The sequence below is a fragment of the Desulfobacter sp. genome (genome assembly GCA_028768525.1).
Lineage (GTDB): Bacteria > Desulfobacterota > Desulfobacteria > Desulfobacterales > Desulfobacteraceae > Desulfobacter.
Genome location: CP054837.1, coordinates 5,784,639 through 5,811,609 on the forward strand (window position 1 = coordinate 5,784,639; position 26,971 = coordinate 5,811,609).

A 26,971-nucleotide genomic window follows, 5' to 3' on the forward strand; every position below is an offset into this window, starting at 1 on the left:
TGAAAAGGAGAGCAAAAAACAGCTTATGTCTGCCAATAAAATACTGATTGTCGATGATGAAGATATCATTGTCCGCCTGCTGGCCATGTCGCTGCGCAGCGACGGCTATGAGGTCGTGACCGCAGGAAACGGGCAACAGGCCCTTGAGGTGCTTGAAAAGGAGGCGCCGGATATTGTGGTCACCGATATCAAAATGCCGGTGATGGACGGACTGGAACTGCTCAAGCGAATCAAGGAGCTTGACGGGGAAAAAGAGGTCATCATCGTCACCGGCCACGGGGATATCGACTCCACCATCACGGCCCTGCAGTACGGGGCCAGCGATTTCATTAACAAACCGGTACGGGACGAGGCCCTGGCCATTGCCCTGGAGCGGGCCAAAACCAAGATCCATATCCGGGAACAGCTGGAAGGGTATACCAAGAACCTTGAACAGAAAGTGGCGGAAGCCACAGAGGAGATCCGCCGGAGGGCCAGTTTTCAGCGGCTGCTCATCCACTCTTCCAACGATGCCATCGTGGCCTTTGACCGTGAATGGAAGATCGTGGTATTCAACCCCGAAGCCGCCCGGATTTTTGATGTACCGGCCGGAGATGTGCGGAACAAGATGACCATAGAAGACCTTTACCTGCCCGACCTGGCCAAGATGTTTAAGGCCGAGGCCGAAAAAGAAAAGCGGCAGGGAGAGATGCCCTGGAAGGAAATGACCCTGAACCTGAAACAGGGCGGGCAGTTCCCGGTACGGTATGCGGTTAACGTGCTCCATGAAAAAGGCGAATTTGTGGGTATTGTGAATTTTTTTCAGGACCTGACCGAAATCAAGCGGCTGGAAAATGAACTGGTACAGTCCGAACGGCTGGCCGCAGTGGGGCAGACCGTCAGCGGCCTGGCCCACTATGTGAAAAATATCCTCATCGGCCTCAAGGGCGGTTCCTATGTGGTGGATGTGGGCATGAAAAAAAACAATATGGAGAAGCTCAAGGACGGGTGGGGCACCATAAAGAAAAATATCGCCAGGGTGTCGGATTTGACCCAGGATCTGCTCACCTATTCCAAGGAGCGGGAACCGGAGTTTGAGCCCTGTTTTCCCAATGAGATTGTCCAGGATGTGGTGAATCTGGTTTACGATGCGGCAAAGGGCAAGGATATTGAAATAAAGGCAGATGTGGCGCCGGACCTGGGCGAGGTGACGGCGGACCCCAGAACCATACACCGCTCCCTGCTGAATCTGGTTTCCAACGCCATGGATGCCTGTCTTGAGGATGAAGATACGTCCAAGAATTTTCTCATTGAGGTCCGCACCTATACAGAGCCCGACAATACCCTCTGTCTGGAGGTCCGGGACAACGGCTGCGGTATGGATGACAATACAATGTCGCGGCTTTTTGACCCCATGTTCAGCTCCAAAGGGGGCAAGGGCACGGGGCTTGGGCTATTGGTTACAGGAAAATTGGTGGAAGAACATAAAGGGCGGATTGATACAGAAAGCGAGTTGGGAAAAGGCACGCGTTTCACCATTCGACTTCCATTTGAAACCGTTGCGCAGGAAACTTTAGAAACCGGCCAAGGAGGATAAATAATGAACAAAAAGGTACTTGTGGTAGATGATGATCCTGACGTAAGGTCATTCGTGGTCACAGTGCTGGAGGAAAACGGGTACAGCCCCCTGGTCGCCCATGACGGGGTGGAGGGGCTGGAAAAAATAAAAGCGGAATCGCCGGATCTGGTAATTCTGGATGTACTCATGCCCCGGGGCAGCGGCATCCGCCTTTACCGCCAGTTGAAAACCGACGAGTCCTTGAAGGATCTTCCCGTGGTCATGTTTACCGGTATCGCCCTGCGCTCCTTTCTGAAATCGCAAAAGGCGCTGGAAGAGTTCAACGGTGAGGTGCCCAAACCCGACATCTACCTTGAAAAACCGGTGGAACCCGAAGAACTGGTCCAGGCCCTGAAAAAAAAGATCGGGTAAAAAAGATCGGTTGCGCAAGATTTCCGATAACCAAGACCGGTTCGCCGGAAAACCACCGGACACGGCCGGGGCTTGGCCAGGGCCGGTGAGGAGAGATCATGAAGATAAAAAAACTGCTGTTTGTAACCAAATTTGAGGAGCTTTGCTACGACGCTTTAAATTCCCTGCTCAGCCTGCGGAATGCCGACCTTGACCATGTGGTCTTTCTCAACGTGATAGAACGCGACAAGGTGGCCTTGAAGCGGGGATCCGGATATCTGAAAGAGGAGGAGGTCAAACTCAAGGAAACCGCCAATATCCGGTTCATTGACTGGGCGGAAAACCTGTTTGAAATGGGCATGGAGGTCGGGGCCTATATTGAGGTTTCCAGCCTGATTCCCGAAATCCTCAAGGTCATTGAGAAAGAACGTCCGGACCTGGCCGTCATCGGCCGTTCCCACAAGGGCACCTTGGAGCAGCTTTATTCCCGCTCGGATATTACGGAGCTGACCCGGCGGGTGGATATCCCCATCCTGGTGTTCAAGCACATGGTTGAAGACCAGGTGGTGCCTGAGGAAATATTTAAACGGCCCCTGCTGGCCACTTCCTGGTCCAGCAGCTCCCAGGCGGCGGTGGACTGCCTCAAGGGCTTGTCCGGGGTTATCGGCCAGCTCCATGTGATGCATGTGGTCAGTGAAAAAGATTTGAAAAGTTCCGATACCCACGAGGTGCAGAAGGTTAGAAAGTTTGAGCGCGGGCGGCTGGACGATCTCTGTGACGAGTTTGAGGATGCCGGCATCGATGCCAAGCCCCATGTCTATGTGGGTGATCCTGAAAAGGAAATCCTCAAGGCGGCAAGGGAATACCAGGCCTCCATGATCATTTTAGGGACCAGTGAACGCAATGCCATTGTGGAGAGATGGATGGGATCCATCTCCAGAAATGTTGCTGATAAATCTGTCTATCCCTGCCTCTTGTTCCCGGTTGACAAACGGTAAAAAAAATGTAAAGGCAAGGTGGAAAATAAATAATAAGGTGAAATTGAAAGTAAATGCAGAGGGTTAGCATATTGGGAAAATCCCGGAATCGCCTTAATAAATAGGTATAGCGCTGGAAAGAAACGCCTTGACTCCCATTAGGGGTTTTGGTACTAAACTCAGGTTTTGTTCATGTGAACAGATCTGAAGTTTAGAGAAAAAACACGTAATTAGGTTGCAAAGGGTTATTATGAAACTCCTATTCATAGACGATGAACAGACTTTTTTGAAATACTTGGCCAAGCGACTGGTTTTGGATGGATTTACTGTAAAGACAACCTTTTCAGGAGAAGAGGGGGTTGAAGCGGCATCAAAGGAAGACTTTGATGTGGCCGTGGTTGACCTTCAGATGCCCGGCATTGACGGCATTGAGGTTCAAAAACGTTTAAAAGACCTCCAGCCGACCCTTCCCTGCATTGTGCTCACCGGCCACGGCAGCGTTGAAAACGCCCTTGAAAGCGGCAAGTACAATGCCTTCAAGTTTTTATCCAAACCCGTTGACATGGACACCCTCATCGAAACCATCAAAGCAGCCTATGCCCACAGGCTCAAGCTGGAAGGCAGGAGCGACGCACCTGTGGAGAACAGCACGGAACCGAGAAAGAAAGGCACCTTATCAAAGCTCTATGACAAGTTCCGCGGCATTTACGGTGTTGACCGGTAGTATCACTGCACGTGACAACACGACTCATTTGATCAAGGAGACCTGCATTGACGCAATCCAATCCCGGCCACGGCAGTTCTGCTGCGGCCCCTGAAACCAAACCCTCGTTTTCTGTTTTTTCATTTTTGATCACCTTTATCCTCATGTTTGCAACATGGGTGGTGTTATCGGGGAATTTTTCCGCGCTGCTGCTCAGCCTGGGGGTGATTTCCAGCATTCTTGTGGCCTGGTTCTTCCACGACCTGCTCTTCCCAGCCATCACCCTGGGCCATATCAGGATTTTTATTAAGTTCACCGCCTATATTCCCTGGCTGGTGATTGAAATCATCAAGGCGAATTTCCATTTGCTCTATCTGGTCTTTCATCCCCGGATGGAGGATCTGATTGACCCCCATATTACCAATTTCAAAACCGATCTGGAATCGGACCTTGCTGTTACCACCCTTGCCAACTCCATCACCCTGACGCCCGGTACCATTACCGTGACCACGGGATCCGACGGAACCTACAGGGTGCATGCCATTGACAAGCCGTCTGCCGATGCCCTTCCGGGCACCATGCTGGACAAGGTGGCTGATATTTACGGAGAAAAATAATGAATACGTTTTTTCTATGCATCGCCCTCGGGCTTTGCCTGCTCATGTTCTTGTCTTTGTACCGCTGCCTCTTCGGTCCCACGGTGTTGGACCGGCTCATCGGGGTGAATGCCATCGGCAGTAAAACCGTTGTCCTGCTGCTGCTCATCGGTTTTTTGTATGAACGGGTGGATATGTTTGTGGACATTGCACTGGCCTATGCCTTTCTGAACTTTGTGGCAATCATTGCCGCGTCCAGGTACTTCCATAAAAGAAAAGGCCTCTACGAAGAATCCTTCATGGATTAATCCCGGAGAGATAAGGAGTTTTCATGAATATACTTGTTATCATATTTTTGCTGTTTGGATTTATGTTTTTCCTGGGCGGCGCCGTGGGCATCATCCGCATGCCTGATTTTTATTCCAGGCTCCATCCGGCCGGCAAGCTGGATACCCTGGGGATTATGGCCATGGTGGCCGGGCTTGCCCTGTACAACCTCCACCATTTTTCATGGGGCGCAGTTCTGCTGTCCGTCAAAATGATGCTCATTGTCTTTTTTGTCTTCATGTCCAGCCCGACCGCCACCCATTCCATCGTGGATGCCGGCATGCGGGCAGGTCTGCGGCCCTGGACCAAAAAGGGTAAACAGGGGCAGACCAGCAACGGTGAATTGGCCCAAGGAAAGGAATAACCATGTATTGGCCCATTGATTTGATTGTACTGACCTTTGTTATTTTCTGTGCCATCGCCGCTATTTCCGTCCGGGACCTTCTGGGAACCGCCATTTTATTCGGCGCTTATTCCTTTATGATGTGTCTGCTCTGGGCGGTAATGGGGGCGGTTGACGTGGCCTTTACCGAAGCATCGGTGGGGGCGGGCGTGAGCACCGTATTTTTTGTTGCAGCGGTATTTAGAACCAGCAGGAGGACAAAAGATTGAGACTATTAGGCTTCATTGTGGTCTGCCTCACCGGCGGGCTTCTGCTATACGGCACCGGCGAACTGCCGAACTGGGGGGATCCCAACTCACCGGCATCCCTGCATCTTTCCAACCACTACATCGAACATGCGGTGGCAGAAACCGAGGTGCCCAACTTGGTCACTGCGGTTCTGGCTGACTACAGGGGCTTTGACACCATGTTCGAGACGGCCGTGGTCTTCTGCGCCGGGCTTGCCTGTTTCCTGCTGCTTCGGGATTTCAGGCCCAAAAAGGAGCAGTATTACCGGCATGTGCCTTCAGGGGTTGTCCTCCATGTGAAGAATCCGGAAAGGCACGTGGCCGTCGGAAAAGAGTTTGAGGATATGGATAGGGATTGGGTGCCTTCGGATACCATCATCAAAACCGTGTGCCGGATTCTGATCCCCTTTATTCAGATTTACGCCCTTTACGTTGTGGCCCACGGTGACTTCTCCCCGGGGGGCGGATTCCAGGGCGGTGTTATTTTCGGTTCCAGCCTGATTCTCCTGGCCATCTCCTATAACCTGAAAACCCTGTTGAAACGGGTGAGCGAGAAATTCCTCGGCATCTTTTCAGCCCTCGGGGTCCTGGTCTATGTGGGCATCGGTGCCATTGCCATGCTGCTGGGGGGCAATTTCCTGGATTATTCCAAGTACGCCCCCATTTTCGGTGAGCACCATATCCGGGCCCTGGGCATGCTGGGGGTTGAGATCGGGGTGGGCATGGCCGTGACTGCGGTAATGGCCATCATTTATATTAACATCGTCTCCGAAGGCAGACACGACGAAGGATTGTAAAGGAGGCGCACAATGACTGACTTTCTGGCCCTTATCGCGGCAAAATACAATTACTGGCTTTACATTGTTCTCATGATGATCGGGCTTTATGCCATGATCGCCAAGAACAATCTGATCAAAAAACTGGTGGGCATGAATATTTTCCAGACGGCGATTATCCTGTTCTATGTGTCCATCGGATTCAAGCATGACGCCACCATCCCCATTATCCAGGGGGACCACGGCCACGGAGCGGCCCATGCCGCCATCAAGGCAGCAGACTATATCAATCCGCTGCCCCACGTACTGATGCTCACGGCCATCGTGGTCTCCGTGGCCACCTTTGGTGTGGCCATGGCCCTGTGTGTTAAGATTTACCAGCGGTACCAGACCCTGGAAGAAGATGAACTCAGAATGCGCTTATCGGAAAAGTAAATCATGAATAATTATCCAGCAATCGTTGTCATCGCTCCGCTGCTTGGGGCCTTTTTCGCGGGGATCACCGCATGGGTGGAAGACCGGTTTACCTACCCCATTGCCCTCATGGCTCTGGGCATTGCCTGCTGTGCGGCCATCGGGGACCTGTGCATCGTACTCACCTCCGGCCCCATCCAGTACAAAATGGCCGGCTGGGCACCGCCCATGGGGATTGAGTACCGCATCGACGCACTCAACGCCATGGTCCTGGTCCTGGTTACCGGCATCGCCTTTTTAAACCTGGTGGCAAGCTATCAAAATGTACGCCAGGAAACTTCGGACCGGACCGGTGCCTTTTATGTGATGTATCTGCTCTTTGTGGTGGGGCTTACCGGCGTGGTCTCCACCGGCGACCTGTTTAACCTTTATGTGCTCATTGAGATCACCTCATTGAGTTCCTATACCATGATCGCCCTGGGAGACAAGGACCGGGGGGCGTTGGCCTCCCTGAACTATATCTTCATCGGGGTCATCGGCGCCTCCTTCTACCTGCTCGGGGTGGGCTATATCTATATTAAGACCGGTTCCCTGAACATGGCCGATGTGGCATCCATGATGCCGGCCATGGCCGAGTCCTCCACCATGCTGGCGGCATTCATCCTCTGCATCCTGGGTGTATTTATCAAAATGGCCCTGTTTCCGGTCCATGTCTGGCTGCCCAATGCGTACTCTTACGCCCCCGTGGGCTTTGCCCGCATTGTGGCCCCATTGATGACCAAGGTGATGGTCTATGCCATGGTAAGACTGATGATCACGGTGTTCGGCTTTGATTATATCTTCAATACCCTGAGCCTGGCCGAAGGCGTGGTATGGATGGGCACCATCGCCGTCCTGGCCGGCGGCATCATGGCGCTGTCCCAGAAAAACCTCAAGAAAATGCTCACCTACATCATTGTCTGTGAAATCGGATACATGGTGGGGGGCGCCTGGCTGGGGAACACCCTGGGAATGACCGGCGCCATCCTGCATATTCTCAATGATGCCCTGATGACCTTTGCCCTTTTCCTGGCCGTGGGCAATATGGTGTACAAGCTGGACCGGGTGGACATATCGGACCTCCAGGGGCTGTTCGCCAAGATGCCCTGGACCATGGGCGGGTTTGTCCTGGCCGCCTTCAGCATCGTGGGGGTTCCCCCCACCTGCGGGTTCTTTTCAAAATGGTACCTGATTCTGGGTGCCTTTGAAGCCGGAGCATACCACTTTGCAGCGGCCCTGCTGATCTCATCATTGATCTGTGCCGTGCTTTTCTTCAAGGTTTTTGAAGTCTGTTTTTTCGAGCCCATGTCAGAGGGCCACGGTGATCACGGCCATGCCGCCGTTGCCATGGAAGAGGCGCCGGTGTCCTCACTGGCCGTTCTGGGGATTGTCTGTGTCTCCCTGGTGGTGGTCGGACTTTACTCCGGCACCATTGTGGATACGGTGATCACCCCCCTGCTCAACTAGAATAATGAATGAATATAAATTGATAAAAGGCTAAGGAATACATGGAACTAATAACGTCGTTTAAACCTCTTCTGGCTGTGCTGGTCTCTCTGCTGGTGATTCCGGTTCTGGTCTCCTCATCGGAAAAGCCCAATGTCCGGGAGGCCTGGACTTTTGTTGCCGGCGCCATCAAGTTTTTGATTGTGGTCTCTATGCTGCCGGCGATCCTCAAAGGGAACCAGGTGGTACTGACCCTGTTTAAGATTGCTCCGGGGGCGGATATTGCTTTCAGGGTGGACGCCCTGGGCATGCTTTTCGCTCTGGTGGCCTCTTCCCTGTATCTGATTACCTCCATGTACTCCATCGGGTATATGCGGGGCCTGAACGAACACGGGCAGACCCGGTTTGTCTCTTTTTTCGCTTTGGCCATTTCAGCCACCATCGGGGCGGCATTTTCCGCCAACCTGCTGACCCTCTATCTCTTTTATGAGATTCTGTCGCTTGCCACTTATCCTCTGGTTGCCCATCATCAGGATGCCAAATCAAGGATTTCAGGGCGCAGGTACCTGACCTTTATCCTGGGCACTTCCATCGGCCTGGTCCTGCCGGCCATGATTTACTGCTACCATGTCACCGGCACCCTGGAATTTACCGCCTCAGGCATTTTCACCAATGAAATGCCCCGGCCCCAGGCCATGGTCCTGCTGCTCATGTTTGTCTTCGGCTTTGCCAAGGCCGGCATCATGCCCTTCCACTCCTGGCTGCCCGCAGCCATGGTGGCGCCCACCCCGGTTTCGGCCCTTCTCCATGCCGTGGCCGTTGTAAAGGTGGGGGTTTTCTCCATTATCAGGGTGCTTACCGGTATTTTCGGGCTTGAACTGCTCAACTGGATGGAGTTCGGTACCCTGGTGGCCTGCATTGCCTCGGTGACCATCCTGGTCTCATCGGCAATCGCCCTGTCCCAGGATGAATTCAAGCGGCGGCTGGCCTATTCCACCATCGGGCAGCTTTCATACATCGTTCTGGGCGCGGCCCTGCTTTCCCCCAAGGGGGTTACCGGCGGCATGCTTCACATCGCCATGCACGCCTTCGGAAAGATCACCCTCTTCTTTGTTGCCGGCGCCGTCTTTGTCGCCACCGGCAAAAAATACATCTCCCAGATGGTGGGCATCGGTTACCGCATGCCGGTGACCATGAGCGCTTTTCTCATCGGCGCGATGTCTATTATCGGGCTGCCCCCCACCGGCGGGTTTATTTCAAAGTGGTATCTTGTGCTGGGCACCCTTGAAGGGGACCAGATGGTCATGCTCTTTGTGCTGCTGACCTCATCCCTGCTTAATGCTGCCTATTTTATGCCCATCTTTTACAAGGCCTTTTTCTGCACCCCGGAGGAGGCCATGTTTGAACGGAAGGTCGAGGAAGCACCCATGATGTGTGTGGTCCCCCTGGTGATCACCGCATTGATTTCCTTTGTTCTCTTTTTTGCGCCCCAGCCCTTCCTGGACCTGGCATCCCTTGCCGTTAAAGGATTTATCGGAGGTTAACCGCTGTGAAAACAGATCACAAACACAAAGAACTCATGGAGCTGAAACACGATGCAGTGCCCGGATACCGGCCGGTTTTTCTGGTGGTATTCGCCCTGGCATGCGTCTATATGGGCTATATTCTGTCTCAACCCTGTTTCTGAGGACTAATCTGAACTTTTAGGTAGATACCGACCATGGATAATCATACAAAAAACGGGGAAACCCCCGCTGAAAAACAACATATCTTCGACAACCCGGACAATGTGAAAAAACTGCTGCGCATTTTTTTCTCCTCCGTGGTTGCATTGCTCTTCATTGACATTGTTTATATTCTGCTCTCTGAAAACCATGTCATCCACCGCCATGTGGAATATGAATGGGAAAAATACTGGAGCTTCTACTCTATTTACGGGTTTGTGGCCTGCGTGCTGCTGGTGCTGGTGTCCAAGTACATACTGCGTCCCCTGGTGAAGCGGAAGGAGAACTATTATGACAATTAGCCACATGCCCGCCCTGATTTTCATGCTGGGCGGACTGCTGATTCCCCTTTTCAGGGGGAAGGCAAAATCAATTTACATGATGCTCATCCCTGTGGTCGGGTTTATCAACCTGCTGAATCTGCCCATGGGTGAACACCTGGCCTGGACCATGGGGGATTTCAACCTGGTGCTCCTGAACATCGACCGGCTGAATCTGGTCTTCGGGTACATCTTCCACATCATTGCATTCATCACCACCATTTATATCCTGAACTTCAAGGATAACGTGGAGTTTGTGGCCGGCTTCTTTTACGCGGGGGCCGCCCTGGGTACCATATTTGCCGGGGATCTGTTCACCTTCTTTGTGTTCTGGGAATCCCTTACTGTGGGCTCTGTCATGCTGATCTGGAGCCGGAAGACCAAGGCGGCCCAGGCGGCCGGTTTCCGCTACCTGATGGTCCATGCCTTCGGCGGGCTGGTGCTGCTGGCCGGCATCGTGATCCATTATTCCCAGACCGGTTCCCTGGAAATGGCCCACTTTACCCTCAACGGCCTGGCCTCCTACCTGATGTTTTTCGGCATCGGTATTAACTGTGCCTGGCCCCTGGTCCACCCCTGGCTCACCGACGCCTATCCCGAAGCCACCATCGGCGGCACGGTGTTTCTTTCCGCATTTACCACAAAGACGGCGGTTTACGCCCTGGCCCGCCTCTATCCCGGCACCGAACTGCTGATCTGGATCGGCGTGGGCATGGCAGCCTTTCCCATTTTCTACGCGGTAATTGAAAATGACCTGAGACGGGTACTGGCCTATAGTCTGATCAACCAGGTCGGGTTCATGGTCGTGGGTATCGGCGTGGGCACGGAACTGGCCATCAACGGCGCCGTGGCCCATGCATTCAACGATATCCTTTTTAAGGGCCTGCTGTTCATGTCCATGGGAGCGGTGATGTACCGGACGGGCAAAATCAACGCCACCGACCTGGGCGGCCTGTATAAAAGCATGCCCTGGACCTGCGCCTTCTGCATTGTCGGTGCCGCGTCCATCTCGGCCTTCCCGCTGTTTTCAGGCTTTGTATCCAAATCCATGGTCATGTCCGCTGTGGCTGAAAATTCCCATCTGCCCGGACAGGGGGCATTGGTGGCCGTATGGCTGGTGCTGCTCTTTGCGGCTGCCGGCGTGTTTCACCATGCCGGGATCAAGATTCCCTTCTTTGCCTTTTTCGGCCATGACTCTGGCATCAGGGTCAAGGAAGCGCCCAAAAATATGCTCATTGCCATGGGCATGGCTGCCTTTTTGTGCATCTTCATCGGGACCTTTCCCAAGTTCCTCTACCGGGTGCTCCCCTTTGCCACGGATTACCAGCCCTATACCATCTCCCACGTGCTGACCCAGACCGAACTGCTCTTTTTCTCAGCCCTGGCATTTGCCCTGCTGCTGCTGGGCGGGATTTACCCTGCGGAACAGCGGGCCGTCAACCTGGATGCCGACTGGGTATACCGCAAAGGCGGCCGGGGCGTTTACGCCCTGCTGGCCAACACCCTGAATCCCATGAATGCCAAAAGCGAGTCGGTTTTCCAGCGGGTGATCGCATGGGCCACCCGGTTCTTTAAGGATGCCGGTGCCCGGATTGCCCTTTTTCTCTCCGTGAATGTCTGGCTGATGTCGGGGATGAAGAGAAAACGGCTAGAGCTTAAAAAGAACCGCCTGTACAACGATGTGCTGCAGGAAACCCTGCCCATCGGCATGGGGGCGGCAATCGCAGTTTCATTTATTATCCTGGTGTTTATTTTAACCTAGAGGAAAAAAGCAAGATGGTAAAAATAGAAGATCTGAAACGGATTAACATGCTCAGCAGGGTGCCCGACCACCTGCTTGAGATCATCAGCCAGGAGGCCCAGCTCAATATTTACGGCACCCATACCCGGTTGTTTTCGGTGGGGGAGGATATCCATACCTTTTATATGATGATCATGGGGCAGGTGGCCTTGAAAGTGGCCCTAAACGATGATATCGACGTGGTGCTGGACAACCTGCAGTCCGGCCGCTCCTTCGGTTCCTCAGCCCTTATGGAGGGCGCAGTGGCCTCCTATACAGCGGAATGCCAGGAACCCTGCGAAGTGATCACCCTCTACGGCCCGGACCTCCGGGAGCGGTTCAAGACCAACCCTGAACTGGCCTACCATTTTATGACCGGGGTGGCCGGCCAGTACAAGCGGACCATGGACAAGCGGGCCAGGATGATTATGAAAACCCTGGAAGAGCGGCCCGACCTTAGACAGGGCATCGATGATATTAACCAGCTGACGCCGACATATTAATTCATTTTACGGACAAGGGTATAACAATGGTTGAAATTGCAGACCTTAAAAAGATAAATTTCATGAAAGACCTGCCGGAAGATGTTCTGGAAAAGGTGGCGGCCGTGGCCCAGCTTGAAAATTTCGGCGAGGAAGCCATCCTTCTGCGCCAGGGCCAGGAACAGAGTCTGATCTATATGCTGGTTTCCGGTAAAATTTTCATCAATTGCCGGGCGGCATCGGGCAAGGCCCTGACGCTGGACGAACTCACCGCCGGCCAGACCTGCGGCCTCTCTTCCCTTCTGGAAAATTCCCCGTCCACCTACACGGCCATCTGCGCCGAGGAGAGCGCTGTCATCACGCTGTCTTCCGCGCAGCTGCTCCAGGTATTTGAATCGGACTACAGCATCGGATACCGGTTCATGGAAAAGGTGGTGGAAAAATTCAAAAACCGTATGGGAAAGCATACCCAGCGTTTCATGGACGCCCTGGCCAGCCATCCGGCCATCGGGTGAGACCTTCCCGTGTCCATTGACGGTGAAGAAACCGTGACTGGACACCAGCGGTAAAACGATAAAGCGGCCTTTGGGTATCATTCCCAAAGGCCGCTTTTCTATTGCACCGGTTGAAATAACGGGGTTAGACGAATTCATGACGGGAGGCCCATACAGAGGCCTGGGTTCTGCTGTTCACGCCAAGTTTGTTGAATATATGGGTGATATGGCTTTTCACCGTGTGCGGACTGAGGCTTAAGGATCGGCTGATATCCATATTGGTCGCCCCCCTGGCCACCATTTCAAGTACCTGTATCTCCCGCCGGCTCAAGGGGGTGGAGAGTCCGTCATTGGCCTGTTTCTGCCGGGCCTGACGGGCTTCGGCATGTCGGGCCAGTCGGTCTTCCAGTTCCCGGATCTGCCGGTTGGCAGCGGCCAGGGCCGATCTGTTTCCGGAGTAATCAACATCAACGGGGATGGTGGATACCAGGTTCCCCTCCTGGTCGTGTACGGGAAAGTCGGCTTTTTCGCGAACAGGCGGCCTGATGAACGGGCACTGCTCGGGCAGGGCCTGCTGTTTGCCCAGCATGGCGGCAAAGGCCGTGCAGGTGTTAAACCCGCAGGCCTTGCAGTTGGTCATGGGCAGCAGTTTCAGAATCCGGATCATATTGGTCTGTCTGAACCGCCGGTGCCATGGGATGATTCTCTCTTTTCTGCGGTTGATTTCATTGAGAAATTCCAGAAGGCGGTTGAGAAAGGCCCGGGCGTCCTCAATGTCGGTGATGGGGGAGGCGACCCCCTTCTGGGGGTAGAGAACGCAGACAACCTGCCCCAGGCGAAAGCTGACACGGGAAGGATTGTCGTACAGCCTTGAATCTTCGGCCACGGCGTTGATATAGGGGAATAAAAATTCCACCTCAATGGAAAGGTCAAAACCGGCCATCATACTTTTTTCCAGGGTTTCGGGCGGATGGGTCAGGGGGCCCTGTCCCTGGGCGCGGACTTTCAGGCGGTGGCATCCGATGACAATGGGTTTCTTTTGAGAATTCGAATTCATGATACTTCCCGGATGATCTATTTTAGCCCGATCATATGGCCCGTACTACCGAATGTCAACGTTTCTTCCGCGGTGTCTCCCAAAATTTTTTTAAAAAAATGGATATATCCCCCAAATGGGTGATGCGCCCGGCCTGCCATAAGGTTAATTTGACGCCGGGATAAGGATGGTGTCCTGTCAATTCAAACAAGGAGAACTGCAATGGCTATATCGTCGCAAGTCTATCAGGAACATTACCGGAAATACTGCAGGCAGCTTGACACAGTGGACTGGAAGGCGGCGGCCCCCCGGCTCGGCCTGGAATTTGACGGCCAGACCTGTCAGGTCCGTTTTCTGGATCGTATCTACGGGGTTTCCTCTGCCGGCGTTTTCTATAAGGATGGAGAAACCGCAGATTACATCACCAGTGTTATTCTTTTCAAGTACCTCCTTCTATGCCCTGAGCGGATTCATTCGGATGCGGAATGGTGCACCTTCAGGGATTTTAAGAAGCAGTCGGCCTTTAACAACGTCAATTATTTTCAAACCGATACCCTCAACAGGATTGTGAACCGGTTTTCGGGCAGGTTAGACGACCTCTATGCCGCAGGCCGGGCCATCGGCGGATACGATGCCAGCCTTGATACCTCATATGACCTGTCCATGGCCTTTGATGCCCTGCCCAGGATACAGCTGCTCATGGCATTCAACGATGGAGACGAAGAATTTCCTGCCTATTGCCAGGTTTTTTTTCAAAGACAGGCTGAGCATTACCTGGATCCTGAATCCCTGGCCGGGACCGGGGCCCGGCTGGCCGGCCGGCTCGTGGATATTGACAAAGAAAACAAGGATGCCTGATATGGAGAAATTCAACAGCGCCATGGACGTATTCAAACTGCTTGAGAAAACCAATTGCCGGAAGTGCAACAAACCCACCTGTCTGGCCTTTGCCGCAGCCGTCTTCCAGGGGCGCAGTCCCCTGGAGGAGTGCCCCCATATCGATGAAGAAACCTTGAAGACCTATGGCGGAGGGAATAACCGCCGCGAATCCCGATTGGAGCAGGGCTATGACGAGGCCATGAAGCAACTGAAGGCAAAAATCAGGCAGACAGACATTGAGGCCAGGGCCCATCTGCTGGGTGCCGAATTTTCAAAGGGGCGGCTGACCCTGAAAATTCTCGGCAAGGATTTCAGTGTAGATGCAAATGGGGAAATCTCAACCGATATCCATGTCAATCCCTGGATCGCCCCGCCGGTGATGCGGTATATCCTTTCCGGCAAAGGGCTGACGCCCACCCAGACTTGGGTGCCTTTCAGGGAGCTTGAAACCGCCGGGGACTGGGCCAGGTTTTTTGAACATCAATGTATCCGGTCCCTAAAGCAGGTGGCAGACGCAAGCCCCACCTTTTTTGAAGACATCATTGAATTGTTTAACGGCAGACCGGTAAAAAATCATTATGAGGCAGATATTGCCCTGGTGATTCATCCGCTGCCTCTGCTGCCCATGCTCATCTGCTACAACTACCCGGAGGACGGTCTTGAATCGGATTTAAATCTTTTTTTTGATAATACGGCCGATAAAAACCTGCCCGTTGAAAACATTTACACCCTTGCGACGGGGCTGGCCAATATGCTCAAAAAACTGGCCGACACCCATGGCGGGCATATCGCCTTTCATTCATAAAAAAAAGCGGCCCCTGAGGTGAACCCAGGGGCCGCTTTCTGCTGTTAAAAGGGGCGTTTATGTGAGTGCAAAAATCAGCATAACAAATGAAACCGCAATGGCCGCACCGATTCCTATGGGAAAGGTGCCGTGGGTGAGGTCATGGTATAGCTGCTCTTTTTTAAAGGCCAGGTGGCGGCCCCGGTAGCCCCGGATCAGCCAGAAATTAACGGCTGAAAACATACTTACATGGGTGGCCGACTCCCTGACAAATCCGCTGACACCTTTAACCATGGCCATGAGGACACCCTCACTGGCTGAATTAAGGCTGTTGAATACCTTGTCCATGGCAGTGTAGGAGAGGCTGCCGATTTTTCTGTAAATCCAGTCTGCGTCCAGGTTCCGGCTCCTGATTTCAGGAACGTAGTATCCCGATAGGATCAGGAGGGTAAAGGCAAAGGCCCCGAAAAGCAGCAGTTGGAGCTGCCCCACCACATGGGCGCCGGTATAGGGGACATAATGGACCGGAAAGGGCAGGAGGGCATACAGGGGCTGGTAGAATACGCCCAGGCCCACGCACAGGGCTGCGGCAATGCCCATGGCCAGGAGCATGTTTTTAGGCGGTTCCTTGGCCCGGATGCCGGAGTCATGGCCGAAAAAGGTAAAGAAGGGCACCTTGATCCCTGCATGGTCCACAACGCCGGTGGAGGCAAACTGCAGCACCAGCCATATCATGAACATCTTTTCATGGCCGGAGGCGGAGACGATCATGGACTTTGATACAAAGCCTGAAAAGAGCGGAAACGCGGATATGGAGGCCGCCCCCACACAGCAGAACAGGCAGGTCAAAGGCATGGTTTTGTACAGCCCGCCGATTTCCGTACATTTGATTTTTCCCGTCATCTGGAGTACTGAGCCGGCGGCCATGAATAGGAGGGCCTTGTAAATGATATGGCAGAAGGCGTGGGCCACCGCCCCGTTCAGGGCCAGTTCCGTGCCGATACCCACCCCGACCAGCATGAAGCCGACCTGGTTCATCAGGCTGTAGGAGAGCACCCGCCGGATATCGTTTTCAAGAACGGCGTAAAAAATAGGCATGGACACCATGAGGCCGCCGATGATGATGAGCAGTTCCGTGCCCGGAAAGGTACGTACGAGCAGGTAAACCGCTGATTTGGTGGTAAAGGCGCTTAAAAATACCGTGGATGTCGGGGTGCCCATGGGGTAGGCGTCGGGCAGCCAGGCATGCAGGGGAATGGCGGCGGCGTTCAGGGCAATGCCGATGAAGATCAGCCAGGAGCCCAGATCGGACAGCCCCACATAATCGAATGCGGCAGTGCCGTTTTTATGGATATAGAAAATGATGCCGCCCAGAAGGAAAAGCCCCCCTGCCAGATGAACCAGCAGGTACCGGAATCCTGCCTCCCGCGACTCCTTTGTCCGTGAGGCAATGACCAGAAAGGTGGAGGCCACGGCCATGATTTCCCAGAATACATACAGCGAAAGCCAGTCCCCCGCCATGACCACGCCCAGGGTGGCGCCGGCATAAACCAGGCCAGACACCTGTTGGAGATTGTCGTCCACCTGCAGGGCAAAAAGCACGCCGAGGAAGGCCATGATAATGAAAATAAGGGTGAATATCCTTGAAAGCCTGTCCAGGCGTCCCAGGATGATGTCAAACCCGGAAAACTGGGTGGTAAAGTGTACGCCCAGGGGCAGGCTCATCAGAACAACCAGGGCTGCCGCAGGCAGGAAAAGCATATATCCCTGTTTGAGTTTTCCCCTGAGAAAGGGGACAAGCAGGGCGCCGAATATCAGAATAAATGCAGGAGGAACAAGATTAGTTGTCATAGTAGTCCTCCTTTCGCATTAAGAGTTTCCTGAGGAATTTGGCAACAAAAATCAGGGAAACATAGGAGATGAAGCCGTATACGGCATAGAAGCCGAAATAATGCTCCACATGGAATTCCCCGTGCATGTCTACAAAAGCTTCGGCCAGCAGCACCAGCACCAGCGCTATGAAAAATCCTCTTCTCAGCCGTCGTACATTTTCCGGTTTGTCAAATATCGTCAATTCCTTTTTCATATTCAGGTCCTTTCCTTATCTGTCTATCAATTCAATGGGCGAAGATTAAGATGAAATAAATAACAGCCACACTTAGAATGATGTGGAAAACGGTTCGGTAACCCGGAACCTCTTCGTGTTCCAGGACTTCAAATTTTTGGTTTTTGAATTCTTTGATTTTGATGCTCATAGGTGTTTTCCTCTTATGATTCGGGCCTGTTGACTCTCGGGCAGGGGGGATGTCTCAAAGCTGTCACCAGTCCCACAGCCAGGTGCCGGCAGCGGACAATAAGGTCCCTTTGGCCGGGGCGGGCGAGGGGGTTCCCTTGGCTTTGTTTTGAAGTGGCAAAAACAAAGGCCGGAGGCCGATGTTTATTGTATGGATGAGGGAATGGGTGAAGATGCGTGTTCCCCTGTTTGAAGTCGCGATTATGCAAGGAGGCGGTACGTCGTCGGCGGAGATGGAAGTGCAACGGCGCGTCTCAGAACAGAATCAGGAACAGGCAGCTCTGTGTGGGATCAGCGGTGGGATGTCATTGTGGTTGGGTACTGGGTAATGGGCGACTCAGGTGTTTTGGGTTAATGGTGTCTGGTTAAAAATACAAATCAATCTTAATACAGGTGTAATGGGATGGTGGTGATTGGAAAAGGAGGTGCAAAGGAGAACGGATAGATCTCGGGGGATTGGTGAGTGTGACGTGTCGTGTTCATCAGCGCGTCAATACGTTTTTGGGAGAATGTAAAGGCATTTTTTTGGGGTGGAGGGTCCGGCCTGCAGGCATAGCTTCGCCCTGTCGATTCAGGCCGGATGGTGTTCAGATCATGTGTTGCTCAGAAAAATTCAGTGTTGGTCAAGGCTCAAAACAACCTTCTATATGTCATATAAAAGAAATTTGGAAATTTCAATCCGTAAGGGATTATTTTTTCCAGAATTCCGGAACCAGCAGGATGATCACCGTGTATATTTCCAGGCGGCCGGCCAGCATGCACCAGGAGAGCAGCCATTTGCCCAGCTGGGGCAGGTGGGCGAAATTTTCCGCCGGCCCGACGGTGCCGAATCCTGGGCCGATGTTGCCGAGGCAGGAGGCAGTGGCGCCCAAGGCCGTAACCAGGTCCACCCCCATGGCGGCCAGGGACATGGCGGCCACAACAAAAATCAGGATATACAGGGCCAGGAAGCCAAAGATGGACCTGAGCAGATCCTCGGGGATAATGGTGTTGTTGACCTTGATATGGCTGATGGATCTTGGATGGATGAGCTTGAACAGCTCGCGGTAGCAGTATTTGCAGCAGACCATGATCCGGGCGCATTTCATGCCGCCGCCGGTGGAGCCGGCCGATGCCCCCATGAACATGAGGAAAAAGATGATGGCCTGGGAAAAGCCCGGGTATTGTTCGTAATCGGCCGTGGCAAATCCTGTGGTGGTTACAATGGAGGCCACCTGGAAGGTGGCGAACCGGAATGCCTCTTCAAGGGTATTATACACCGGTCCCAGGGTGTTCAAGGTGACAAAGACGGTGAGCAGCACCACCATGCCAAGGAAAAAACGGCATTCACTGTCCCGCCAGAAGGCCAGGGGGCGGCCCCTGAGCAATTGGTAGTGGAGGGAAAAATTGATGCCGGCCAGGATCATGAAAGCGCTGATAACATAGTCAAAATAGGCTGAATCATAATGGGCAATAGAGGCGTTTTTTGGGGAAAACCCCCCCGTGGGCAGGGTGGTCAGGGCGTGGCAGGCCGATTCCAGAAGCGGCATGCCGCCGAGGTAGAGAAATACGCACAGCAAAAGGGTCATGCCGGCATAGACCATCCAGAGAATTTTGGCCGATTCCGACAGCCTGGGTGCAAGCTTGTCCGGGACGGGGCTGGGCACTTCGGCCTTGTAAAGCTGGATGCCGCCCACACCCAGGAAGGGGAGAATGGCCAAAGAGAGTACAATGATCCCCATGCCCCCCAGCCATTGGATGAGGCTGCGCCAGAGCAGAAGGCTGGGGGCTGCCCCCTCGATGTTTGTCATGATGGAAGAACCGGTGGTGGTGAATCCGGATACGGATTCAAAAAAAGCATCGGTATAATTGGCAAAATCCGGGGCCATGAAAAAGGGCAGGGCGCCGAACAATCCTACGGAAAGCCAGCCTAAAGCCACCACGGCCATGCCTTCCCTCTGGTTGATATAGGTATGACCCTGGGCTCTGACCGAGGCCAGGGTGAGTACCATGCCCATGGCCATGGTCAGCCCCATTGCAATGCCGTGGCCCCTGTGTGCCCCGTCTCCCATGTAAAGGCTGCAGCCCAGGGGCACGGCCATGGATAATCCCAGGACAAAGAGGAGGATACCGATGATTTTAAGTATAAATGGCCAGCGCATCAGAGAAACCCCAGTTTAACGGTGAGCAGTTTTTCAAGCCTTTTGACGGCATGCTGGACGGCAAAGAGGATGATCCTGTCCCCCGGGGCGACCTGGCTGTCCCCCTTGGGGATGATGACAGTGTCATCCCGGATGATGCAGACCAGCAGCGCCCCTTTGGGAAATGTCATTTTCTTGAGGGGCCGTTTGGTGATATCCGATGTTTCCAGGGCGATGGCTTCGATGAATTCCCCCCGTTCCCCGAAAATGGAGATATCCGATACCACGTTGCCCTGGCGGATATCCTGGAGGATGGAGGAGACCGCCGAGATACGGGTGGAGACGATCTTTTCAATGCCGATGGTGGAAAGCAGGGGGTAGTAGTCGGATTTGCCGATACGGGTGATGGTATTGGTCACCCCCATGTTTTTGGCCAGCAGGGAGACCAGGATATTGGTTTCGTCGTCGTCGGTAACCGAGACCACTGCATCCATCTCCCCGATGTTTTCTTCCATGAAAAGCTTCTGGTCTGACCCGTCCCCATGGAGGACGACGGCCCTGTTCATCTGCTCGGAAAGTTCATGGCAGCGGTCCAGGTTGGATTCAATGATTTTGACCTGGATTTTTTCCTGTTCAAGGGCCCGGCCAAGCTGGACCCCGATACGCCCCCCACCCACGATCAATACTTTTCGTACGGGGGTAAGGCCGATGCCCAGCAGGTTAAGGGTTTTTTCAAGGCTGCGGGTCTCACAGACAAAGTAGACCAGGTCATTGGCTTTTACCTTGTCTTTGCCCCGGGGAACGATGACCTCATTTCCACGGATAATGGCGGCGATCAGCGGCCGGTCGTCGCCGAAAGCCGTATAGAACTTGGACAGGGGCATACCGGCGATGGGCGAGGAGGGGTTGATGCGGATACCCACATATTTGACTTTCCCGTCCAGAAAATCTCCGATATCCTTGGCCCAGGGCACCTCCATGAGTTTGCGGATGGTTTTGACCACTTCGACTTCCGGGTTGATAATGGTATCGATGCTGGGGGTTTCATTTTTAAATGTGGCGTGAAAGGGGATGAACTCCTCATTTCGCAGGCGGATGAGTTTCCGGGTCAGCGGAGAGATCCGGTTGGCAATGAGGCAGGCCACAATATTGATTTCATCGCTGTCCGTCACCGCCAGCAGGAGGTCCGCATCCTTAATGCCGGCTTCCTTGAGCACGGCCGGGCTTGAGCCCGACCCTGTCACCACATGCACATCAAGGTCTTCTGTGATTCTGCGGGTGGCCCCTGGATCCTGGTCTATCACCGTGACATCTTTGCTTTCCTGTGCCATGCGGCTTGCAATGTTGTAGCCGACCTGGCCAGCACCGATAATCACTATCTTCATGGGGTATCTCCTTTCAAAAGCTTTTATAAGCCTTTCTTATGAGGCGCAAAAAGTACTATATTCATGTTTTTATGTCAACATGGGCGGTTTTGCATTGCGATTTCTCAGTGATTTGCTGTAAGCTGTAGCGAATCCTGAAATCATATTCGCCGGGCGATTCCAGCGGGGGTGCCCGTATCCTTTAACGGGAGAAAAATATGATCAAAATCCCAGGAAAAATGTGGGTAATGATTGTTGTTCTGACCTTTTTATTTCCCTTGACCGGCGGCGCCGGAAATTCCGGACTGGGCGGCAATGCCGGCTGGCTGACCCCGGAAGAAAAGGCATGGCTTAAGGCCCACCCTGAGATTCGCCTGGCCCCGGATCCGGATTTCCCTCCCATTGAATGGATAGATGAGCGGGGGCAATTTCAAGGGCTGGCTGCGGATTTTGCGGGCCTGGTCGAAAACCGGCTGGGTATCCGTTTCAAGGTCGTGAAGCTGTCAAGCTGGAGCGCTGTGATAGCGGCGGTGAAACACAGAAAAGTGGATGTCCTTTCTGCCGCATCTCCCTCGGTCCAGCGCAGGGAATACCTGAATTTTACCGAACCCCATATTGTTTTGCCCGGTCTGATTTTTGTCAGAGAGGACCAGATGGGGCCTGTGAACCTTGCCGAGCTTCGGGGGAAAAAGGCCACCGTGGTTTCCCAGTATGTATGGGAGGACTATCTTTCACGGGATTATCCAGAGATTCGCCTCTATCCCGGGCCCGGGGTCGCCGCCTGTCTCAGGATGGTTTCCTTCGGATCCGTGGATGCCATGGTGGGCGACCTGGCAACGGCAACCTATTATCTGCAGAAGGAGGGAATCACCAATCTTCGGGTTGCCGGGGAAAGCGGGTACCATAGCTATCTTTCATTTGCTGTGCGAAATGACTGGCCCGTGCTGGCCGCCATACTTGGGAAGGCATTGGCAGATATAGATCCGGGTGAGAGCAAGGCTGTCCTGGACAGATGGATCCGCATGGAGGGCCATTCTTTCATCGGAAGCCGTCCCTTTTTGATTCTTTTAGCCGTTGTCATCGGCGGCACATTGCTGGAGCTGGTATGGAACCGGTCCCTGCAGCGGGTGGTCCGGGAGCGGACACAGGAACTGCGATTCGAACTTGCCGGAAGAAAGGAGGCGGTGGCCGCCCTGGCGGAAAGTGAAGAAAAACTCCGGCAGATTACCGCATCTGCCCGGGATGGCATTATTATGATGGACAGCCGGGGCAGGGTGTCGTTCTGGAACCGGGCGGCTGAAAAAATTTTCGGATATGAGGCCGGTGAGATTCTGGGAAAAGACCTTCACCGGGTTTTGGCACCGGAGAAATACTATTCTGATTTTAAAAATGGGTTCCACCGGTTCAGGGAAGAGGGCAGCGGGAGACTGGTCGGCAGCAACATCCAGGTGTCCGGCCTAAAAAAGGACGGCAAGGAGTTTCCCATTGAAGTCTCTTTGTCCTCGGTGAAGATGAAGGGCCAGTGGTACGGCATCGGCATCGTCAGGGACATTACCGCCCGGGTTCAGGCTGAATCAGAGAAAAAAGAAATGGAAAAAAAGCTTCAGCATTCCCAGAAAATGGAGGCCCTGGGAACCCTGGCCGGGGGGATTGCCCATGATTTCAACAATATTCTGTCAGGAATTTACGGGTACAGCCAGCTGGCGGAAATGCATCTCAAGCGGCCCAACGAGGCCATGGTGGATATCAAAAATATAGTGAAAGGGGCTTCCCGGGCAGCGGAGCTGGTGCATCAGATTCTGACCTTCAGCCGAAGGGCCGATCCGGAAAAGCAGCCCCTATCTCTGTTCATCGTTGCAAAAGAGGTGGTCAAACTGATCCGGTCCACCATTCCGGCCACCATTGAAATACGGGAGGTCATCAATTCAACGGCAGCGATCATGGCCGACCCTACCCAGATGCATCAGATGATCATGAATCTGTGTACCAATGCCTCCCATGCCATGGCCGATTCAGGGGGCGAGCTGACCATTGCATTGGATGAGGTCGATGCAAAGGGGAAAAAATACCTTGAACTGAAGGTGGCCGACACCGGGCACGGCATGGATGCGGTCACCCTGGAAAAGGCCTTTGAACCCTATTTTACAACGAAACCCAGGGAAAAAGGGACCGGCTTGGGCCTGGCCCTGGTCCATGCCATCGTTGACGAGCACGGCGGCGAACTCAGTGTCAGCAGTGTTCCCGGCGAGGGGACCCGGTTTTCCATCCGCTTCCCGGTGGTTGAAAAGAAAAAAACACCCAGGGAAAGGCTGCCGGAATCAAAACAATTGACCGGCACCGAATCCATCATGCTTGTGGATGATGAAGAGAGCATACGGACATTCGGGGAATATATCCTGAAAAAATACGGCTATTCTGTAATGGTTTTCAAGGATGGTGAAGAGGCGTTCAAGGCGTTTTCCCGTGATCCGGGCGGCTTTGACCTGGTTATTTCCGACGTGACCATGCCCCGGATGACCGGGGACGAACTGGCCGATAAAGTCATGGCCCTCCGCAATGACATCCCCGTTATCCTGTGCACCGGGTACAGCGAAAAAATGAGTAAGGAAAGGGCCAGAGAAAAGGGCTTGGCCGGATTTATTCAAAAACCCTTTTCGGCCAGCGCCCTGTGTGCGGTGATCCGTGAGGTGCTGGACCGCTGACGGGCCACTGGCGGATCACTGCGGATCATTTGGGTTGAGGTGATGCGGTGAAAAATGGACCGGCCGGCCCGCTGGCGGGGCCGGCCGGCAAGGATTTATTCGGTCAGTTCACACACCAGGTCAAAGATATCGGCAAGCCTAAGGATGCCCACAACCGTATCCCCGTCCAGCACCAAAAGCGACTGGTGACAGCCCAGTATGAACTGGTGAACGGCTTCTGCAATCGGTGCGTCCTGGTCGACGTATTCGCCCTGGGAGGGCGAATACATGATATCTTTCACCCTCAGGCGGCCGGCTTTGGCGATCAATTCCTCCATGGTTTCATCCCAGAGCTCCAGCTTGTCCACCAGGGAGGTGAGGAAATCATTGTTGAAGCCGAATCTGGACAGCCCGATGCAGCCCGCATCTTCCGAGTGCTCGAACTGACGGTATTTGGGTTCTAAGGATTTGAGAATTTCACGGATGCCGAGTTTCCCCACCACTGTATCGCCTTTGCCCAGGGCCAGTACGGCACGGTGTTTATGGCGGAATTTGGTATCGGACTGGGCCGCCTTCAATGCCCTGATGGCATCGGCCAGTGTGGCATCCTGGGAAACCGTTGCATAATCCGACAGGGGTATCATAAATTCGCTGACGTTTCTTGCTTTCATTTCATACCTTCCTTTCGGCAATTAGCTTGCCAGGGTAATGGGCATTCCCATGAGACCCCACAGCCAGATGGCACCGGCCACAACGATCATCAGGATAATACTGGCGGGGACGCCGTACATGAAAAATTCCCCTGTGGTAAACTGTTTGGAGTCATAGGCGATGGCATTGGGGGCTGCGCCGACCAGAAGCAGAAACGGCATACCGGCGGTTACCAGGGCGCTGAACAGGATGACTTCAGGTGCCACATGCAGGTAAGGCGCGATGACCAGGGCAACGGGCAGGGAGATGGCGATGGCTGCCACGTTCATGATAAAGTTGGTCATGATCATGACAAAAAAGGCAATACTCATGACAAAGACAAACCAGTGGGATTCCTTGAACATGCTGAGCCAGTTGATGGCCAGCCATTCTGCCGCACCTGTTTCCCAGAGGCAGAACCCAATACTCATGGCCCCTCCAAACAATAATATAATGTTCCAGGGGATTGACTCAAGGTCTTTTATGTCAAGGATTTTAACGACAAAGAAAAGGGCGGTTGCGATGAGCATGATGGCGTTTTTATCCAGCGGGGCAATGGCCGGTATAAACTGTTTGATGGACATGATGCCGATACAGGAAAAAATGATGAGGGCCGCCAGTATCTCGGTGCCGGTGATTTTTCCCATGGCTGCACTCAGCTTTTTGGCCTTTTCCCTCAGCCCGGGGATTTCTTTTTTCTCGGGTTTGAAGAAAATCATGAAAAATCCCCAGAGGATGAAGGTCATGGCCCAGCCAATGGGGAACATGTAATAGGACAGTTCGAAAAAAGAAATATCTTTTCCCACGATGTCTTTGAAGAAACCGATGGCAACAGCACCCCGGGCAGCACCCAGCAGGGTGACGATGGAACCGGCACCGGCCACAAAGGCCATCCCCATGAACAGGCCCTTGCCGAATTTGGTGGGGCCTTCTTCCTCGGTGTACATGCCGTAGATGGTTAAGAGCAGCGGGAACATGGTGGCGGCCACGGCCGTATGGGCCATGATATGGGTCAGGGCGGCCGTTACCACAAAACATCCCAGGTAGATCATTGAGGTCTTTTCCCCCACAATGGCCAGCATCTTGTAAGCCAGCCGCTTGGTAAGCCCGGTCTTGGTGAATACCATGCCGATGACAAGGGAGCCGAAGATAAAGAGGACGGAAGGGGTCATGAAGTCCTTGAGTGCTTTTTCAGCGGGGCGGACCATAAACAGCACCTGCATGGCCCCCAGGGTGAGGCTGGTTACGCCGATGGGCACGACTTCAAATACCCACCATGTACCGGCCAGAAGAAATATGGCGATGGCACCTTTGCCCTGCTGGCTGAGGGTAAAATGCTTGCCTAGGGGATCCACGGCATCGGGCCATGGGGGTGAAAAATTAACAATGGCAAATAATGTTACACCGATAAGGATAAATAGGATTCGTTTCCAATCCACGTTTGATGGTGTTGCGCTTTCGGTTGTCATTTGTGGCTTACGCTCCTTTGTAGTACTAATTAGTAGATTTTACCTTTATTTTTGGAACCCCTTTCCTGTGACGGCAAAGAAGTCTCCGATGTTTCTATGGCTTGCTCCGGTATCCCCGGGGCGGACCGATATTAAAATTTTTGACTATGCTGCCTTTATAATAATTGGGGCCGATTTTTGTTTTTACGGTTTCAACCCCCGGCACTGCGGTTGCGGCGGCCATGATTTGCTGTTGAATTTTTGACAGATTCATGACTTTTCTGTCAAGGGTAACCGTAACATTTCCCGATTGCGTGTCCACCAATAGACCCGTGCCAAAGGCCGACAAGGCCACTTCCACATTTGAGTTGATGCAGAAGTCCGATATTTTATTGGGGGCTGGCTGATTGAAGGGCGGAGCGGCAAGGGCGGCCTTAATTTGTTCGGCCAGGTACCTGGCAAGCGTTTCGTCCATATTCAGATGGTTGGTATAGGCATCTTCGTGGGCGATCACCAGATCATACTGGCTGGTATCCAGCGGCAGTTTGCCGGTCAGGTTTTTAACCCACCATTCGGCCCGCCGGTCCGCCTTTTCAAGAATGGATTCGGCCGAAGACTCGGACAGCCTGCCGTTTTCCACGGCCCGCCGGATGCGGACCGGTTGCGGGGCCGTGGATAAAATTTTGAATACATGTGAGATGCTTGCGGGGATCAGGTGGCTGATAATGCCGATGAAAATGCAATTGTCCCTGGCAATGGCGTCGGACAGGGTCTTTTTCAAGCCTGAGACGCAGCGCTCACGGTCATGGGTAAACTCATTATGGGGGACGGGTTTACCGTGGACCACCTTGAAAATGAGATCGTCGGGCAGCCCCTGGGTAAGGCTGGTTGCTTCCACAAGGTCGGTGTCGGTGCAGACCGTGGCTCCGTAGGTTTCCGCCAGGATCTCTATTAATTGTCTTGGGGCCGTGTGCAGCCCGCATGTAATGGCAATGACCGGCATGGCTTACGCTTGCAAAT

Annotated in this window: 29 protein-coding genes; 20 read left to right on the forward strand and 9 right to left on the reverse strand. The window is 53.4% G+C overall.

Annotated features, from left to right (window positions below; all coding sequences use genetic code 11):
- Nucleotides 1–25: 25 nt before the first annotated feature.
- The 17 genes from HUN04_25520 (at nt 26) to HUN04_25600 (ending at nt 12,677) form a co-directional block, all read left to right on the forward strand.
- A complete protein-coding gene (locus HUN04_25520; GenBank protein WDP92900.1) occupies nt 26–1,576 on the forward strand; it encodes a response regulator in 1,551 nt (516 codons plus the stop codon).
- A gap of 3 nt (nt 1,577–1,579) precedes the next feature.
- Complete coding sequence (locus HUN04_25525; protein WDP92901.1) at nt 1,580–1,969, forward strand: response regulator; 390 nt, start codon at nt 1,580–1,582, stop codon at nt 1,967–1,969.
- A gap of 98 nt (nt 1,970–2,067) precedes the next feature.
- Nucleotides 2,068–2,946 carry a universal stress protein gene (locus HUN04_25530; GenBank protein ID WDP92902.1) on the forward strand — a complete coding sequence of 293 codons (879 nt, stop codon included), beginning with the start codon at nt 2,068–2,070 and terminating at the stop codon, nt 2,944–2,946.
- A 229-nt stretch (nt 2,947–3,175) separates the two neighbouring features.
- The gene (locus HUN04_25535) at nt 3,176–3,649 is read left to right on the forward strand and encodes a response regulator (protein ID WDP92903.1); all 474 of its coding nucleotides are present in this window, start codon (nt 3,176–3,178) and stop codon (nt 3,647–3,649) included.
- A gap of 143 nt (nt 3,650–3,792) precedes the next feature.
- Complete coding sequence (locus HUN04_25540; protein ID WDP93408.1) at nt 3,793–4,245, forward strand: Na+/H+ antiporter subunit E; 453 nt, start codon at nt 3,793–3,795, stop codon at nt 4,243–4,245.
- Entirely contained in the window at nt 4,245–4,532 is a 288-nt protein-coding gene (locus HUN04_25545; GenBank protein ID WDP92904.1) for a pH regulation protein F, read from the forward strand. Before HUN04_25540 ends, HUN04_25545 begins: the two co-directional genes overlap by 1 nt.
- 23 nt (nt 4,533–4,555) lie before the next feature.
- On the forward strand, nt 4,556–4,915 hold the full coding sequence (locus HUN04_25550; protein WDP92905.1) for a monovalent cation/H(+) antiporter subunit G: 360 nt from the start codon (nt 4,556–4,558) through the stop codon (nt 4,913–4,915).
- Between the two features lie 2 nt (nt 4,916–4,917).
- Nucleotides 4,918–5,163, forward strand: coding sequence for a DUF4040 domain-containing protein (locus HUN04_25555; protein ID WDP92906.1), 246 nt, complete (start codon nt 4,918–4,920; stop codon nt 5,161–5,163).
- Nucleotides 5,160–5,978, forward strand: a complete 819-nt coding sequence (locus tag HUN04_25560) for a Na(+)/H(+) antiporter subunit B (protein ID WDP92907.1) — start codon at nt 5,160–5,162, stop codon at nt 5,976–5,978. Before HUN04_25555 ends, HUN04_25560 begins: the two co-directional genes overlap by 4 nt.
- A 12-nt stretch (nt 5,979–5,990) precedes the next feature.
- Entirely contained in the window at nt 5,991–6,392 is a 402-nt protein-coding gene (locus HUN04_25565; protein ID WDP92908.1) for a cation:proton antiporter subunit C, read from the forward strand.
- A 3-nt stretch (nt 6,393–6,395) separates the two neighbouring features.
- Complete coding sequence (locus tag HUN04_25570; GenBank protein WDP92909.1) at nt 6,396–7,877, forward strand: monovalent cation/H+ antiporter subunit D family protein; 1,482 nt, start codon at nt 6,396–6,398, stop codon at nt 7,875–7,877.
- Between the two features lie 41 nt (nt 7,878–7,918).
- On the forward strand, nt 7,919–9,400 hold the full coding sequence (locus HUN04_25575) for a monovalent cation/H+ antiporter subunit D family protein (GenBank protein ID WDP92910.1): 1,482 nt from the start codon (nt 7,919–7,921) through the stop codon (nt 9,398–9,400).
- A 5-nt stretch (nt 9,401–9,405) separates the two neighbouring features.
- The gene (locus HUN04_25580) at nt 9,406–9,543 is read left to right on the forward strand and encodes a hypothetical protein (protein WDP92911.1); all 138 of its coding nucleotides are present in this window, start codon (nt 9,406–9,408) and stop codon (nt 9,541–9,543) included.
- Nucleotides 9,544–9,576: 33 nt separating this feature from the next.
- Nucleotides 9,577–9,882 (forward strand): hypothetical protein, encoded by a 306-nt coding sequence (locus tag HUN04_25585; GenBank protein ID WDP92912.1) that lies wholly within the window; start codon nt 9,577–9,579, stop codon nt 9,880–9,882.
- Entirely contained in the window at nt 9,872–11,662 is a 1,791-nt protein-coding gene (locus HUN04_25590; GenBank protein WDP92913.1) for a Na(+)/H(+) antiporter subunit D, read from the forward strand. The genes HUN04_25585 and HUN04_25590 overlap by 11 nt, the downstream gene beginning before the upstream one ends.
- A 14-nt stretch (nt 11,663–11,676) precedes the next feature.
- The gene (locus HUN04_25595; GenBank protein WDP92914.1) at nt 11,677–12,183 is read left to right on the forward strand and encodes a cyclic nucleotide-binding domain-containing protein; all 507 of its coding nucleotides are present in this window, start codon (nt 11,677–11,679) and stop codon (nt 12,181–12,183) included.
- A 26-nt stretch (nt 12,184–12,209) separates the two neighbouring features.
- The gene (locus HUN04_25600) at nt 12,210–12,677 is read left to right on the forward strand and encodes a cyclic nucleotide-binding domain-containing protein (GenBank protein ID WDP92915.1); all 468 of its coding nucleotides are present in this window, start codon (nt 12,210–12,212) and stop codon (nt 12,675–12,677) included.
- A gap of 124 nt (nt 12,678–12,801) precedes the next feature.
- On the opposite strand, the gene HUN04_25605 is transcribed toward HUN04_25600, so the two are convergent.
- The gene (locus HUN04_25605; GenBank protein WDP92916.1) at nt 12,802–13,713 is read right to left on the reverse strand and encodes a hypothetical protein; all 912 of its coding nucleotides are present in this window, start codon (nt 13,711–13,713) and stop codon (nt 12,802–12,804) included.
- Between the two features lie 201 nt (nt 13,714–13,914).
- Here HUN04_25605 and HUN04_25610 point away from each other — a divergent pair, with 201 nt between their 5' ends.
- Both HUN04_25610 and HUN04_25615 read left to right on the forward strand, forming a co-directional pair.
- Complete coding sequence (locus tag HUN04_25610) at nt 13,915–14,550, forward strand: DUF3786 domain-containing protein (GenBank protein WDP92917.1); 636 nt, start codon at nt 13,915–13,917, stop codon at nt 14,548–14,550.
- A 1-nt stretch (nt 14,551) separates the two neighbouring features.
- Complete coding sequence (locus tag HUN04_25615) at nt 14,552–15,376, forward strand: DUF3786 domain-containing protein (GenBank protein WDP92918.1); 825 nt, start codon at nt 14,552–14,554, stop codon at nt 15,374–15,376.
- Between the two features lie 57 nt (nt 15,377–15,433).
- Here HUN04_25615 and HUN04_25620 read toward each other — a convergent pair whose 3' ends face one another.
- From HUN04_25620 to trkA, 5 genes are all read right to left on the reverse strand, one after another.
- A complete protein-coding gene (locus HUN04_25620) occupies nt 15,434–17,206 on the reverse strand; it encodes a Na(+)/H(+) antiporter subunit D (protein ID WDP92919.1) in 1,773 nt (590 codons plus the stop codon).
- Nucleotides 17,196–17,441: a hypothetical protein gene (locus tag HUN04_25625; protein WDP92920.1), complete on the reverse strand. Its 246-nt coding sequence runs from the start codon at nt 17,439–17,441 to the stop codon at nt 17,196–17,198. The genes HUN04_25620 and HUN04_25625 overlap by 11 nt, the downstream gene beginning before the upstream one ends.
- Nucleotides 17,442–17,472: 31 nt before the next feature.
- Complete coding sequence (locus HUN04_25630; protein WDP92921.1) at nt 17,473–17,610, reverse strand: hypothetical protein; 138 nt, start codon at nt 17,608–17,610, stop codon at nt 17,473–17,475.
- A gap of 727 nt (nt 17,611–18,337) precedes the next feature.
- Complete coding sequence (locus HUN04_25635; GenBank protein ID WDP92922.1) at nt 18,338–19,789, reverse strand: TrkH family potassium uptake protein; 1,452 nt, start codon at nt 19,787–19,789, stop codon at nt 18,338–18,340.
- Nucleotides 19,789–21,153 (reverse strand): Trk system potassium transporter TrkA, encoded by a 1,365-nt coding sequence (gene trkA / locus HUN04_25640; GenBank protein WDP92923.1) that lies wholly within the window; start codon nt 21,151–21,153, stop codon nt 19,789–19,791. The genes HUN04_25635 and trkA overlap by 1 nt, the downstream gene beginning before the upstream one ends.
- Before the next feature lie 197 nt (nt 21,154–21,350).
- On the opposite strand from trkA, the gene HUN04_25645 reads away from it, so the two are divergent.
- Nucleotides 21,351–23,834, forward strand: a complete 2,484-nt coding sequence (locus tag HUN04_25645) for a transporter substrate-binding domain-containing protein (protein ID WDP92924.1) — start codon at nt 21,351–21,353, stop codon at nt 23,832–23,834.
- A gap of 95 nt (nt 23,835–23,929) precedes the next feature.
- On the opposite strand, the gene HUN04_25650 is transcribed toward HUN04_25645, so the two are convergent.
- From HUN04_25650 to HUN04_25660, 3 genes are all read right to left on the reverse strand, one after another.
- Nucleotides 23,930–24,484, reverse strand: a complete 555-nt coding sequence (locus HUN04_25650) for a CBS domain-containing protein (protein WDP92925.1) — start codon at nt 24,482–24,484, stop codon at nt 23,930–23,932.
- Nucleotides 24,485–24,505: 21 nt separating this feature from the next.
- Nucleotides 24,506–25,972, reverse strand: coding sequence for an SLC13/DASS family transporter (locus HUN04_25655; GenBank protein ID WDP92926.1), 1,467 nt, complete (start codon nt 25,970–25,972; stop codon nt 24,506–24,508).
- Nucleotides 25,973–26,066: 94 nt separating this feature from the next.
- Nucleotides 26,067–26,954, reverse strand: a complete 888-nt coding sequence (locus tag HUN04_25660) for a cytidylate kinase-like family protein (GenBank protein WDP92927.1) — start codon at nt 26,952–26,954, stop codon at nt 26,067–26,069.
- Between the last annotated feature and the right edge of the window lie 17 nt (nt 26,955–26,971).